This window comes from Spirulina major PCC 6313, assembly GCF_001890765.1.
GTDB lineage: Bacteria > Cyanobacteriota > Cyanobacteriia > Cyanobacteriales > Spirulinaceae > Spirulina > Spirulina major.
This window is the reverse complement of the sequence record NZ_KV878783.1, coordinates 1,171,540-1,185,218: the sequence shown is the minus strand read 5'-3', so window position 1 is coordinate 1,185,218 and position 13,679 is coordinate 1,171,540. Positions and strand designations below refer to the sequence as shown.

At 54.0% G+C, this 13,679-nt stretch carries 10 protein-coding genes; 4 read left to right on the top strand and 6 right to left on the bottom strand.

Annotated elements, in window-relative coordinates:
- Positions 1 to 62: 62 nt before the first annotated feature.
- The 3 genes from hisB to tpiA all read right to left on the bottom strand — a co-directional run bounded on the left by hisB (position 63) and on the right by tpiA (position 2,438).
- On the bottom strand, positions 63 to 689 hold the full coding sequence (gene hisB / locus SPI6313_RS05170) for an imidazoleglycerol-phosphate dehydratase HisB (RefSeq protein WP_072620039.1): 627 nt from the start codon (positions 687 to 689) through the stop codon (positions 63 to 65).
- A gap of 51 nt (positions 690 to 740) precedes the next feature.
- Positions 741 to 1,595, bottom strand: coding sequence for a dihydropteroate synthase (folP, locus tag SPI6313_RS05165; protein WP_072620038.1), 855 nt, complete (start codon positions 1,593 to 1,595; stop codon positions 741 to 743).
- Positions 1,596 to 1,703: 108 nt separating this feature from the next.
- Positions 1,704 to 2,438: a triose-phosphate isomerase gene (gene tpiA, locus SPI6313_RS05160; protein WP_072620037.1), complete on the bottom strand. Its 735-nt coding sequence runs from the start codon at positions 2,436 to 2,438 to the stop codon at positions 1,704 to 1,706.
- A 178-nt stretch (positions 2,439 to 2,616) separates the two neighbouring features.
- Between tpiA and fni the strand changes: the two genes are divergently transcribed.
- Both fni and sppA read left to right on the top strand, forming a co-directional pair.
- Positions 2,617 to 3,651 (top strand): type 2 isopentenyl-diphosphate Delta-isomerase, encoded by a 1,035-nt coding sequence (gene fni / locus SPI6313_RS05155; RefSeq protein WP_072620036.1) that lies wholly within the window; start codon positions 2,617 to 2,619, stop codon positions 3,649 to 3,651.
- Positions 3,652 to 3,667: 16 nt separating this feature from the next.
- The gene (sppA, locus tag SPI6313_RS05150) at positions 3,668 to 5,452 is read left to right on the top strand and encodes a signal peptide peptidase SppA (RefSeq protein WP_072620035.1); all 1,785 of its coding nucleotides are present in this window, start codon (positions 3,668 to 3,670) and stop codon (positions 5,450 to 5,452) included.
- A gap of 238 nt (positions 5,453 to 5,690) precedes the next feature.
- On the opposite strand, the gene SPI6313_RS05145 is transcribed toward sppA, so the two are convergent.
- A complete protein-coding gene (locus SPI6313_RS05145) occupies positions 5,691 to 7,340 on the bottom strand; it encodes an acetolactate synthase large subunit (protein WP_072623005.1) in 1,650 nt (549 codons plus the stop codon).
- A gap of 270 nt (positions 7,341 to 7,610) precedes the next feature.
- Positions 7,611 to 8,975 (bottom strand): NAD-dependent succinate-semialdehyde dehydrogenase, encoded by a 1,365-nt coding sequence (locus SPI6313_RS05140; protein WP_072620034.1) that lies wholly within the window; start codon positions 8,973 to 8,975, stop codon positions 7,611 to 7,613.
- A 770-nt stretch (positions 8,976 to 9,745) separates the two neighbouring features.
- Here SPI6313_RS05140 and SPI6313_RS05135 point away from each other — a divergent pair.
- A complete protein-coding gene (locus tag SPI6313_RS05135) occupies positions 9,746 to 11,443 on the top strand; it encodes an iron uptake porin (protein WP_072620033.1) in 1,698 nt (565 codons plus the stop codon).
- Between the two features lie 426 nt (positions 11,444 to 11,869).
- On the opposite strand, the gene SPI6313_RS05130 is transcribed toward SPI6313_RS05135, so the two are convergent.
- Complete coding sequence (locus SPI6313_RS05130) at positions 11,870 to 12,712, bottom strand: methyltransferase domain-containing protein (RefSeq protein ID WP_072620032.1); 843 nt, start codon at positions 12,710 to 12,712, stop codon at positions 11,870 to 11,872.
- Positions 12,713 to 12,751: 39 nt separating this feature from the next.
- Here SPI6313_RS05130 and lgt point away from each other — a divergent pair, with 39 nt between their 5' ends.
- Entirely contained in the window at positions 12,752 to 13,582 is an 831-nt protein-coding gene (gene lgt / locus SPI6313_RS05125; protein WP_072620031.1) for a prolipoprotein diacylglyceryl transferase, read from the top strand.
- The last annotated feature ends 97 nt before the right edge of the window (positions 13,583 to 13,679 follow it).

The following is a 13,679-nucleotide window of genomic DNA, read 5'->3' as shown; positions in this document are numbered from 1 at the left end:
GATACTCAAGGAAGAGGGATGGAGGCTGAGGGCAAGAGTGGTGCTTGGCTCAAGAATTGGGATTAAAGCACGCCTTTAGAACTGGGGATTTGGTGGGCGCGGCGGGGATCGACTTCGACGGCCATACGGAGGGCGCGGGCGAAGGCTTTGAAGGTGGCTTCGATGATGTGGTGGGAGTTGACCCCGGCGCGTTGGGTGATGTGGAGGGTGAGTTGGCTATGGTTGACGATCGCCACGAAAAACTCGCGCACCAGTTGCGTGTCGTAAGTGCCGACGCGCTCGGTGGGAATCTCCAGGCCATAGCTGAGGTGGGGCCGTCCGGAGAAGTCGAGCACCACTTCGACGAGAGCTTCGTCAAGGGGGGCGATGAAGTGGCCGAAGCGGTGAATGCCTTTGCGATCGCCCAAGGCTTGGGCCAAGGCCATGCCGAGGGTAATCCCCACATCTTCGTTGGTGTGGTGGTCGTCAATTTCCCAATCGCCGTGGGCGTGGATGTCGAGGTCAACCAAGCCGTGGGAGGCGATTTGATGGAGCATGTGGTCGAGAAAGGGAATTCCGGTTTTGGTGCGACATTGACCTGTGCCATCAAGGGTAACGCTGACTTGCACGTCGGTTTCGCCGGTTTTGCGGTGGACACTGGCGGTGCGGTGCAGGGTGGGGACGGTGGCGGGGCGATCGCTAAGTTGCATAGGGTTTGATGAGGAATGAGCAAGAATTAAAGATCTAGTATACGCAATGGCTCAACGCCACAGCGTATCGGCAACGCGACAGACATCGTAGAGTTCTGGCACATCATGGACGCGCAGAATGTCGCAACGAGTGGCGATCGCACCACAGGCCGCCGCCGCCGTGCCCCACACGCGCCGTTGTGGGTGAGGTTGATCGAGGATTTTACCGATAAAGCTTTTTCGCGACGGGCCGACCAGAAGAGGTAGATCAAACCGATCAAAGTCCCGCAGCCGCTGGATCAGTTCCACATTTTGCGCGGCGGTTTTCGCAAAGCCAATCCCCGGATCGAGAATGAGGCGCGATCGCGCCACCCCCGCCGCCTCAGCCGTCGCGATTTGCATTTCAAAAAACGCCCCAATCTCCGCCGTCAGATCTGCATAGTCCGTCAGGGCTTGCATTGTTTCCGGCGTGCCGCGCAGGTGCATCAGGATATAGGGCACGCCAAGCTGGGCCACGGCGGCGAACATCTCCGGGTCGAACGTGCCGCCGGAAATATCATTCACCAGATCCGCCCCGGCTTGGATCGCCGCTTCGGCCACGGCGGCGCGGGTGGTGTCAATGGAAATGGGGCGATGGGTGATCGTGCGAATCCGTTCGATCACCGGAATGGTGCGGCTCAGTTCCGTTTCTAGGCTGATCTGCTCGGCTCCGGGGCGGGTGGATTGGCCGCCCACATCAATGATGTCCACGTCGGCGGTGAGCATCGCTTGCACTTGCGCGATCGCCGCTTCGGGGCGATCGAACTGGCCACCATCACTAAAACTATCGGGGGTGACATTGAGAATTCCCATCAAATAGGTGCGCGACCCCCAGACAAAGGTGCGATCGCGCAGCGTCAAAGGCGTTAAGCGTCGTGGATCATTCATCTCGCGTTTGATCACAGTGGTATTCAGGGAGGCAGACCGCCGGAACAACAATCCCACCAGAGCATGAAACCCTGGCGGCTTCTGTCCTAAGCATCTAGCCCATTTTCCCTAGCTGATTGAGTGATAGTTGACAATCCGCGCAAAATCATCCGCTGCCAGACTCGCACCGCCCACTAAAGCCCCATCAATTTCCGGTTGTGCCATAATCTCATCCACATTTTCCGGCTTCACCGATCCCCCATATTGGATCGAAACACTAGGGTTCGTCAGTTGATCTCGAATCAGCCCGATCACCCGATTTGCCTCATCAGCGGCGCAGGTGTCTCCTGTTCCAATCGCCCAAATCGGTTCATAGGCAATCACCAAATTACTCTGATCAATGCCAGCCAGATCCAGTGCTAATTGCTTGCTGATCACGGCTTCAGTGTCCCCAGCATCGCGCTGGGCCTTCGTTTCACCCACGCAGAGGATTGGAGTTAACTGATAGCCCTGGGCAGCCTTGAGGCGAAGATTCACCGTCTCGTCCGTTTCCCCGAAATATTGCCGCCGTTCGCTATGGCCAACAATCACATAGCTCACCCCGACTTCTTTTAACATCGGCCCGGACACTTCGCCGGTATAGGCTCCCACTTCTTCCCAGTGGACATTCTGCGCCCCAAGGCGAACCCGACTCCCGTGCAGATTTTGGGACATCGAATCGAGGGCCGTAAAGGGGGAGCAGAGAATAATCCCACGGGTGGGGTCTGTCTCTTCAATGGCCGGTAAAAAACTCTGGAGAAACGCTTTCGCTTCTGCCTGAGTTTTATACATTTTCCAGTTTCCCGCGATCAGAATTTTGCGCACAGTTAAACAGAATGGTTAAGTGAATTTGTGATTTTATCAGTTTAAGTTGTTGTGGGTGTTAAGGCTAGCGGGCAGGTTATGGAACTGACAAACTGCACGCGGTCAGCATCTCCATCGATATCAGCATCTCCATCTATAGTGGATCTGTTGACTTACTCGCCCCTGACTCACACCATCCATGACCCCCACGACTCAGACCCGTAAAGCAGAACATATTCGGATTTGTCTGGAAGAGGATGTTCAGTGCCGCCAACAAACCACGGGCTTTGAACAGTATCGCTTCAATCACCATTGCTTGCCGGAATTGAACTACGACGAGATTGATCTCAGCACCTCATTTTTGGGGAAGTCTCTCAAGGCTCCACTGCTCATCTCATCCATGACCGGCGGCACTGATGAGGCCCGCCGCATTAATCACAATCTGGCAGCGATCGCTCAACAATACGGTCTCGCCATGGGGGTTGGTTCTCAGCGGGTAATGGTGGAACGGCCGGAGGTGGCGGATACCTTTGCGGTGCGGACGGTGGCCCCGGATATTCTCCTGTTTGCCAACCTCGGCGCGGTGCAGCTTAACTACACCTACGGCATTGACCAATGCCGTCAGGTGGTGGATTGCCTCGAAGCCGATGCCCTGATTCTCCATCTCAACCCGCTGCAAGAATGTATTCAGCCCAATGGCGATCGCAATTTTCGCGGCCTGCTGCAAAAAATCGAAACCATTTGCCATCAATTGCCCGTGCCCGTGATTGCGAAGGAAGTGGGGAATGGCATTTCGGCGGCGATGGCCCAACGGCTGTTAAATGTGGGGGTAAAAGCGATCGATGTGGCGGGCGCGGGGGGAACCTCCTGGGCTAAGGTGGAAAGTGAGCGGGCTGAAACCCTGTTGCAGCGCCGCTTAGGGCGGACATTTTCAGATTGGGGGCTGCCGACGGCGGAATGTTTGGTGACGGTGCGTCATCTCTTGCCTCAGTTGCCGTTGATTGCGTCGGGTGGCATTCGCGACGGGTTAGAGGGGTCGAAGGCGTTGGCGTTGGGGGCGGATTTGGTGGGGTTGGCGATGCCCTTTTTGCGGGCGGCAGCGGAGTCAGAAACAGCGGTGGCGGAATTGGTGCAACTGCTCCAGGCAGAAATCGCTACAGTATTATTCTGTACAGGCAACCGCACGATCGCAGACTTACAACAATCTCAATCGTTGCGTCACCTATCGGCATAAGCAGGATTTAAAAGCGATGTGGAAGTTTTTGCGGGATGTGAGTGCGAGCGCGATTGGAACGATTACTGCTGTGGTGTTCCTGGTGTTGCTCGGTACGGGGGCGGGTTTGGTGGTGGTGGTGGCGCTGTTGGCGACGACGGAGGATGTGGAAGAACCGACGGTGCGCGATCGCTCCATTCTCGTCCTCGACCTCTCCACCCCGATCCGCGACAGTCAATTACTCGATGAATTCACCGAAGCGATCGCCGTCGAAAGTAATGTCATCACCCTCCGCCAAGCCAAAATCGCCCTCGCGGAAGCCGCCCAGGATGATCGCATCGTCGGACTGCTGATCGATGGGAGTGGCGGTGAAGCCGGGATGGGGTTTGCCACCGCCCAAGCTCTACGCCCGGCCCTGGTTGAATTTCAGGAGTCTGGCAAGCGGGTGATGGCCTACGACGTGGATTGGAGCGAGGGGGATTACTACCTGGGTTCCGTGGCGGATACGGTGGTGATTAATCCCATGGGCGAATTGGAATTTAATGGCCTCGGCGCAGAGCAAACCTTTTTAACGGGAGCTTTGGAAAAATTCGGCGTGGGGGTGCAGGTGGTGCGGGCGGGAAACTATAAATCAGCGGTCGAACCGTTTATTGAAACGGAATTTAGTGCCGCGAGTCGGGAACAGTTGACGGCCCTCTTGGGGGATCTGTGGCAGGAATTTTTAACGGCGGTGGGGCGCGATCGCAACCAAACCCCCCAAGCCCTTCAGGCGATCGCCGCCACCCAAGGCTTCCTCTTACCCACCGCCGCCGTTCAAGCTGAATTAATCGATCAAGTTGCCTATTTTGACGAAGTTGCCGCCGAACTGCGCACCCTCACGGAACAAGAGGAGGAGCCAAAACAACAATTTCGCCAGGTCACCCTATCCAACTATCGCAACGAAATAGAAGATGCGATCGCGGGCGATTACGCCGAAAACAAAATCGCCATCCTCTACGCCGCTGGGGAGATTGTCTATGGCGAAGGCGAAGTGGAGCAGATCGGCAGCGATCGCCTGATTCGCCAAATTCGGGATCTGCGCCGTGATGAGGATGTCCAAGCGATCGTCCTGCGGATTAATAGTCCGGGGGGCAGTGCCACCGCCTCAGACCTGATCCTGCGAGAACTCCAACTCACCCGCGAACAAAAACCGATCATTGTTTCCATGGGGAATGTTGCCGCGTCGGGGGGCTACTGGATTGCCCTAGAGTCCGATCGCATCTTTGCCGAAAGCACCACGATCACCGGTTCCATCGGTGTATTTGGTCTCTTGCCCAACTTGGAAGGCATTACCACCGAGAACGGCATCACCTGGGACAGCGTCAAAACCGCGCCCTTGGCCGATATCGACACCCTTGCCCGCCCCAAAACCGAAGCCGAACTCGCCACTATTCAGCAATTCGTGGATCAAATTTACAATCTGTTTTTAGACAAGGTGGCGCGATCGCGAGACCTGCCCCGGTCTGAAGTGGCGGCAATTGCCCAAGGGCGAGTCTGGTCAGGGAGTGATGCGGCGGCGAATGGATTGGTGGATCAAATTGGCGGTTTAGAAGATGCGATCGCCTACGCCGCCGAAACCGCTGACTTGGGAGACAATTGGCAAATCGAAGAATACCAAAACGAACTCACCTTTGAAGAATTCCTCTTCCGCACCTTCTCCATCCAAGACACCACGCCCCTCACCCAAGAATGGGTTAAACTCCAAACCCAACTCCAACACCTCACCCGCTTCAGCGACCCCCGCCACCTCTATTCCATCGCCCCCACCCTCACCATCCGCTAACCCCCACCAAAAAACTCCCCTGATTCCTCAGAGGAGTATGTTGAGTTCGACGAGTTCAGATCGGGTCGTCGTGAGTTATGGCAGTAGCCAGATTTTTGAGGACAGGCAAAGGGCTTCAGCCCCTTGCCTGAATGATGTCATCGGTTGCGATCGCAATCCTCCGCAGTGCGAGCGTCCCGGTCGCTGCCGTTTCATGGGCTGTGCGTCACCCGCTTGGGGCGTATTGGATCTAGCATCCCTAAATATGGCAGGTTAAATCCCCGGATTTTTGGGAAAAGCGGAGATTTTCGCGATAGTCCACAGGACAATCAATCACCGTTGGGACATTTTGGGCGAGAGCTTCCTTGAGCGTCGGAATGAGCGACTCCGTGGATTCGACGCGATAGCCCTTTAAGCCCATACTTTCAGCAAACTTGACAAAATCCGGATTGGTGAAATGAATAAAGGCCGATTCACCAAATTGATTCATCTGCTTCCACTCAATTAAGCCGTAGCCCTGATCATTAAAGATCAACACCACAAAGGGGGTTTTAGTCCGTAGGGCCGTTTCGAGTTCTTGAGAATTCATCATAAAACCACCGTCACCGGTCACCGCGACAACATTGCGATCGGGGTGAACGAGTTTCGCTGCCAATGCGCCGGGAATCGCAATTCCCATCGCGGCAAACCCGTTAGAAATTAAACAGGTATTGGGGCGATCGCAATGGTAATGCCGCGCCATCCACATCTTGTGAGCACCCACATCAGAAATGACAATATCTTCAGGACCCATCACTTGGCGCAGATCATAGATGATTTTTTGGGGCTTCACCGGAAAACCAGTATCATGCGCATATTGTTCATAGTCCGCGATGATATCGGCCCGCACCTGGCTGGTGAATTCCACCACTCTGCCGGTGCGATCGGTACGTTTCATAATTTCCGATAGGGAGTCGGAAAGATCCCCCACCACTTCCACCAGGGGAATATAGCTACTGTCAATTTCCGCCGGGCCAGCACCGATATGAATAATCGGAACTTTGCCGCCAGGATTCCATTTTTTCGGCGAATATTCAATCAAGTCATAGCCAATCGCAATCACCAAATCCGCTTGATCAAAGGCACAACTAATATGATCCCGCTGCTGGAGTCCAATCGTCCACAGCGATAGGGGATGGGTATAGGGAATCACCCCTTTACCCATAAACGTATTCACCACCGGAATTTGCAGACGGGTCGCGAATTCCGTCAGAGCTTCACTGGCATTGGCCCGAATCGCCCCATTGCCCACCACAATCAAGGGATGTTGCGCCTTAGAAATGACCTCCGCCGCTTTGTTGAAACTCCGGAAGGAGGCATAGATCGGCTCTTGGCTGTCCCGTTGGAGGGTGAAGGCTTCGCCCACGGGCATCGCTGCAATATTTTCAGGCAGATCAATATGGACTGCACCGGGTTTTTCTTGCTGGGCGATTTTAAAGGCTTTGCGAATAATTTCCGGGGTATTACTGGGGCGGACGATTTGGGTGTTCCACTTGGTCACAGGGTCAAACATCGCCACCAGGTCGAGGTATTGATGAGACTCAATGTGCATGCGATCGGTCCCCACTTGGCCGGTGATCGCGACAAGGGGCGCTCCATCAAGGTTGGCATCCGCTACGCCGGTCATCAGGTTGGTCGCCCCTGGGCCGAGGGTGGATAGACAAACCCCCGCTTTGCCCGTCAGCCGACCATAGACATCGGCCATAAAGGCTGCGCCCTGTTCGTGACGGGTGGTGATGAACTGGATCGAGGAATGTTTCAGGGCTTGCAACACGTGCAAATTTTCTTCACCCGGCAAGCCAAAAACATATTCAACGCCTTCATTTTCGAGGCATTGAACTAGGAGTTCAGCGGTGTTGAATTCTCCCACAATTTTATGTCCTGTATTGGTTTTATGTTTGATGGTTATTTCGTTTTCGTTTAAGGGATTTGTCAGCATGATGGTTAAGGGAGAAGGGTTCAGGATGTTATTAAAACGGGAGTTTGAACGTAATGAAGGGGTTGAGTGTTGTTAGCGAAAACAGACGAAAACCTTGAGTGATAAGGTTTGCGCGATCGCTTTCACGACGATATAGACAATTTCTCGGTGTTGATTAAGCTCCAAAAATGAAATGTTAAGATTTTTATCAGGGTATGGGATTCAACGAATCCAAACTGTCTTAAGATTGACAAATTCATGAATTCCTTGCATTCCTAATTCTCGTCCGTAACCGGATCGTTTAGTGCCGCCAAAGGGCAAGCGTGGGTCTGATTTAACGAGACCATTGATAAAAACGGCTCCTGCTTCTAGATCGTTAATGAAACGATCTTGTTCCGTGGGGTTGGTTGTCCAGGCGCTGGCTCCGAGGCCGAGGGGGGTGGCGTTGGCGAGGGCGATCGCCGCCTCTAAATCCGGCACGGTAAACAACAGAGCTACAGGGCCAAAAAATTCTTCGGTGGCTCCTGGGCTGTGGGGTGGAATATCGCTCAGAATCGTCGGGGGGTAAAAGTAGCCGGGGCCGTCCAAGGGCTGCCCACCGGTCAAAATGCGCCCGCCCATGGCGACGGTTTTTTGTACTTGCTGATCGAGTTCATCCCGGATGCTGGCGGTGGCGAGGGGGCCGATGTCGGTGTTGGCAGCCATGGGATCACCGATGACCTGGGCTTGGAAACGGTCAATCAGTTGGGCCGTGAATTGGGGGGCGATCGCTTCATGGAGAATGAACCGTTTCGCTGCAATACAGGACTGACCATTATTCATCAGCCGTGCCGTGGTTGCGGTACGCACCGCGAGGTCAAGATCGGCGCTGTCCATGACAATAAATGGATCACTGCCGCCCAATTCCAAGACCGTTTTTTTTATGTGTTTCCCCGCCAGAGCGGCGACGCGACTGCCCGCCAGTTCGCTGCCGGTGAGGGTGACGGCTTGGATGCGATCGTCGGCGATCACCGGTTCAGTTTGGCTCGCGGTGATTAACAAACTTTGAAACACCCCACTGGGGAATCCGGCTTTTTGAAACACCTCTTCAATGGCGATCGCACATTGCGGCACATTGGACGCATGTTTTAACAGGCCCACATTCCCCGCCATCAACGCCGGAGCCGCAAACCGAAACACCTGCCAAAACGGAAAATTCCACGGCATCACCGCCAACACAATCCCCAAGGGCTGATAACGGATAAACGCAGAGCTACTATCACTTTCCCCCGGTTGATCCTGCAAAAACTCAGCCCCATGATCGGCATAGTAGCGACAGACGAGGGCACTTTTTTTCACCTCTGCGATCGCGCTTTGGTGGGTTTTACCCATTTCCAACGTCATCAAGCGGGCATAGTCATCACAGTGCGCCTCAAGTTGCGCCGCCGCTTGGTACAACCATTGACCTCGTTGCTCAAAGGACGTGCGGCGATAGTCTAAAAATGCCGCTTGTCCGTGGGCAAGGCGGCGTTCAAGTTCGGAGTCATGGAGCGCGGGAAAGGTTTTGAGGGTTTCGCCTGTGGCCGGATTGGTGGTCGCAATGCCCATTGCCTCGCCTCCTAAATACTGAAGTTATAGATGTGAGGTTATCTTTCTAGTCTAGGCCTCCCCTTGAAGGAAAACGAAAAAAATGTATCTTTTTTTACAAATTTATTAAGATTTAAGCATTCACCTCAAAACCAGGGAATTCCATCCCCGGCTTGCCACCCCCCTTAGATAACCATTGGTTATTTGATAGCCATTTCTTATCAATCCTGCCTGTATCCTGGCCAATTTTGCGATCCATTGCTGAGCCACAACATCACTTACCGCGCCAACGACAAAACCCTATGATTTTATGCCCTTTTGGGGATTAACTATCCAGATGAGGATGCTAGTCCAGAGAATTGTCGGGTTTCAATCCGCCACTAAGCGGATGCGAAAACTGGCAATCTTGCGAGAATGATTGCGGCGGAAATTCGCTGAGATTGACCCTAAAACGATGGTGTCAGGCCATGAGTCCCCCGCGTTCAGATCTCGAAATTAAGCCTTCTCGTATTCCGTGATTCCCGGTCATTAATTGCAGTAGAATTCCGACTTCACTTATCCTGTTTTCAGCAGGTAAAGCTGGATTTACGGTGATCCCATGCCCCAATCTCTCGTGAACGTTGAGAGATCGGGCCGGGTTAATTCCTGAGTAAATGAAAGTCAGGCACACTCAACATTACGGCCAGTTATAAAAAGTTTCTATCAACAAAGCTGCACAACCTCTCCCATCAGAACAAGGAAGCACGTTAGAATTCAGGGACTTCAAATCTGTGTTGAGGAGTTAACCTCTAATGGCTCGTACTAAATTACATCAAAAAGCAGCGATCGCATTCGTCGCTTTGGGAATGGGAACGGCTCCCGTCTTTACCCAAGCTGCGATCGCCCAAGAAACATCCGTCAACGACCTCCTGAATCAAATTGATGCCTACAGCACCGAAGGCACCATGAGCCAAGGCGTTGGTGCATCGCAGTTCAGCGATGTGTCCCCTGGCGACTGGGCCTTCCAAGCCCTCGACGACCTCGTTCGTCGCTACGACTGCCTCAAAGGCTATCCCAACGGCACCTTCCGGGGCAACCGCGCCCTCTCCCGCTACGAATTCGCCGCTGGTCTCAACGCCTGTCTCCAACAAATCGAGCGCCTGATCGCGGAAACCACCGCCGACTTCGCCACCAAAGAAGACCTAGAGACGCTCCGCCGTCTCATGCAAGAATTCGAGGCCGAACTCGCCACCCTCGGCACCCGCGTCGATAACCTCGAATCCCGCGTCGCCTTCCTCGAAGACAACCAATTCTCCACCACCACCAAACTGCAAGGGGAAGTAATCTTCGGTCTCACCGATATCTTCCAAGACTCCAGCCCCCAAAACATTGCAGCCGGTGTCTTGAATGGTCTACCCAATGTCCAAAGCACCGACAACGACGATACCAACACCGTCTTTGGCTATCGTGCGCGTCTCACCTTTAACACCAGCTTCACCGGTCAAGACCAACTGGTCACTCGTTTAGCCACCGGGAATCTCAACACTTTCAACTCCAACGCTTACAGCATCCCTGGCATCCCCGACCCCACCCCCATCACCAGCGGTGAACCCACCCAAACCTTCAACAATAGTGACGATAACGGTGTCGTTGTTGACTGGTTAGCCTACTACTTCCCCTTCCGGGACTCCCAAGCCTACGTTGCCGCCAGGGGCGGGGTCTGGAGCGACTTTGTTCCCACCGTCAACCCCTACTTTGAAGACTTCGACGGCGGTAATGGTGCGCTGTCCACCTTTGCTTCCTCCAACCCCATCTATCGCATTGGCGGCGGTGCCGGTGCTGGCTTTAGCTTCGGCTTCAGCCCCATCGAAAGCATCCTCGGCCCCTCGACTATTACCGTCGGTTACTTGGCCGGTCAAGCCAGCGACGCGGCTGATGGCTTGTTCAATGGCGACTACGCCATCTTGGGTCAAGTCAACTTCAACCTCAACGACGATATTGCCCTCGGTGTGACCTACGTCAACGGGTATCACCCCAGCGGCACGGCTGTCTTTGATGCTGGTGGTGTGGGAACACGCGGTGTTGTGGGCAGTGGTTTTGCCAATGCGGCGGCTCTCACCAAAGTCACCAACTCCTACGGTGGTGAGTTTGCTTGGCGTTTGAATGACTCCATTGCCCTCAGCGGCTTTGCCACCTATACCGATATGATCGGCATTGGTACTGGCAACGGTGAAGTTTGGACCTATGGTTTAGGCTTGGCTTTCCCCGACTTGGGTAAAGAAGGTAACTTGCTCGGCTTGTTCGCAGGTGCTCAACCCTACTTAGGGAACTTTGACGCTCTGGGATCTAGCGTTCGCAAAGATGGAACTCCCTACCACGTCGAAGCGTTCTACAAGTACCAAGTCAACGACAACATCTCGATCACCCCTGGCGTGATCTGGTTGACTAGCCCCAACCAAGTGGATGATGGCGCGTTGATCGGTACGATTCGCACCACCTTCACGTTCTAGACCTCACACCTTCGTGTTTGAGAGATACTAATGGCAAAAGCGGTAGATTACTCTACCGCTTTTTTTGTGGGTTCATGTCATATAGCGATCCTAAATCAATCGGAGATCTTATCTCCTCATCAACAAGGTGCTTATGGAGCTTAAGCAAATAATCCGGTAAGACGCGATCTCCAAAACTGGCTTGTGGTGGGCATTGCCCACCCTACACAATTACTTATCTCCTCATCAACAAGGGGCTTAAGCCCCTTGCCTGTTCATGAATCAAATAGGATTGCTATACGAAATCCGGAACGTGAACCCCAAGTTCCAGAGGATTGAGGGTCTCGAATCGCGAGCGGGCAAGATGCCCGCACTCCATCAGGCGTGGGAGCGTCTCGCTCCCTAGGGGTTTAATCATGGTGTGGATGCGGATTTCGTATCAGGCGTTCAGCGTTGACCACACAGCAAGCCAAAACGGACTAAACCCCGTTCATAGCCCGACGACATCAACCGAAGCGAGAGCGCCGCCTCGATCGCTTCCCCGCCCAACTGCACCAACCCCGTCACCGCCTCCCACGCCAATGCCGAATCAATCACCACATCCCAAAACGGAGCCACCGCCGTAGACCAATCCTCACAGCGTATCCCTTGAAATCCTAACTGTGTGGCGATGTCCCGATATTCCGGCAATGCAATCACATAGGGCAAATGATAGACGCGGTAAATTTCGCTGAGGTGGTGTTGCTCGGAGGGGGTGAGGGGAATCTGATCCGCTGGGCGATGGCACCAGGTCGCTAAGAGCAACGTCCCGCCCGGTTTTAGCACCCGATAGCATTCTCTTAAAAATTGCTGCTTATCCGGCATATGCTCGCCACTTTCCAGCGACCACACGAGGTCAAAGGATTGATCGGCAAAGGGTAAGGCCAGAGCGTCGGCAACTTGAAAATCGGCGTGGGGCGTGAGTCCTGCTTCGAGGGCGCGTTCTTTGGCGCGTCCGGCTTGGATGGGGCTAAGGGTGACTCCTGTTGCGTTTGCCTGATATTTCCGGGCCAGATGCAGGGTACTGCCGCCAATGCCGCAGCCCACATCAAGGATCGTGCGGGGGGCTTGAATGTTCCCCCAGGCGAGGAGTTCTTCAATGAGATCAACTTGGGCTTGGCGGCGATCGCACTTCGACAACCCCGCCCGACCGTAATAGCCGTGGTGCATATGCTCACCCCAGATTTTTTCCCAAAGCCCGCTTGTGGTGTCGTAGAAGCGGCGAATTTTTTCAGAGAGGGGCAGTGTCATTGTAGGCTGTTGATGGCAAGTAAAGTCTATGGTCATTCTATGCTTTTAGCGTTTCAATCTCCTGGCCCGATCATGCTTGAACTGGGGCCGCTGACAATTCGATGGTATGGGTTTTTAATTGCCTGTGCTGTGGTGATCGGGGTGACGCTAGCGCAATGGCTGGCCCAACGACGCAATCTTGACCCCGATCTCGTCGGGGATATGGTGATCTGGCTAGTCATTGGCGCAATTCCCGGCGCACGTCTCTATTACGTGGCCTTTGAGTGGCAAAACTACGCCTCGCGTCCTCTGGATATTTTTGCCATTTGGCAGGGGGGAATTGCGATTCACGGCGCAATTATCGGGGGAACCCTGGCGGCGATCCTGTTTGCGCGATCGCAACAGGTCTCCTTTTGGCAACTCATTGACGTGATCGCCCCGTCCTTAATCCTCGGTCAAGGGATCGGCCGTTGGGGCAATTTCTTTAACTCCGAAGCCTTTGGCCGTCCCACGGATCTACCCTGGAAACTTTTCATCCCCCTCCGCAACCGTCCGCCCCAATGGTCGAGTTTTGACTATTTTCATCCCACCTTTCTCTATGAATCCCTCTGGAATTTGGGGGTGTTTGTGGTGCTGTTGAGTCTCTTTTTTTGGGGGCTGCGGCATCCCGGCGCGTTGAAAGTGGGGACATTGATTTTTGCCTATCTCATTCTCTACAGTGTGGGACGCTTTTGGATTGAAGGCTTACGCACCGATAGCCTCATGTTTGGCCCCCTGCGCATTGCCCAGATCATTAGCTTGGCGCAAATTGCGCTTGGGGCATGGGGGTTAGTGTGGATTTATCGGTTGAAGCGATCGCTCCCCGATGTGGTCGCCCCTGCCCCTGACTAACCCCGCGATTCTTCATTAGGCTTGTTTATTAAAGATTCGGGATCAGTCTATGATCCCGAATCTTTACTTAAGATGTTAAAGTTGTGTAACAAAGACT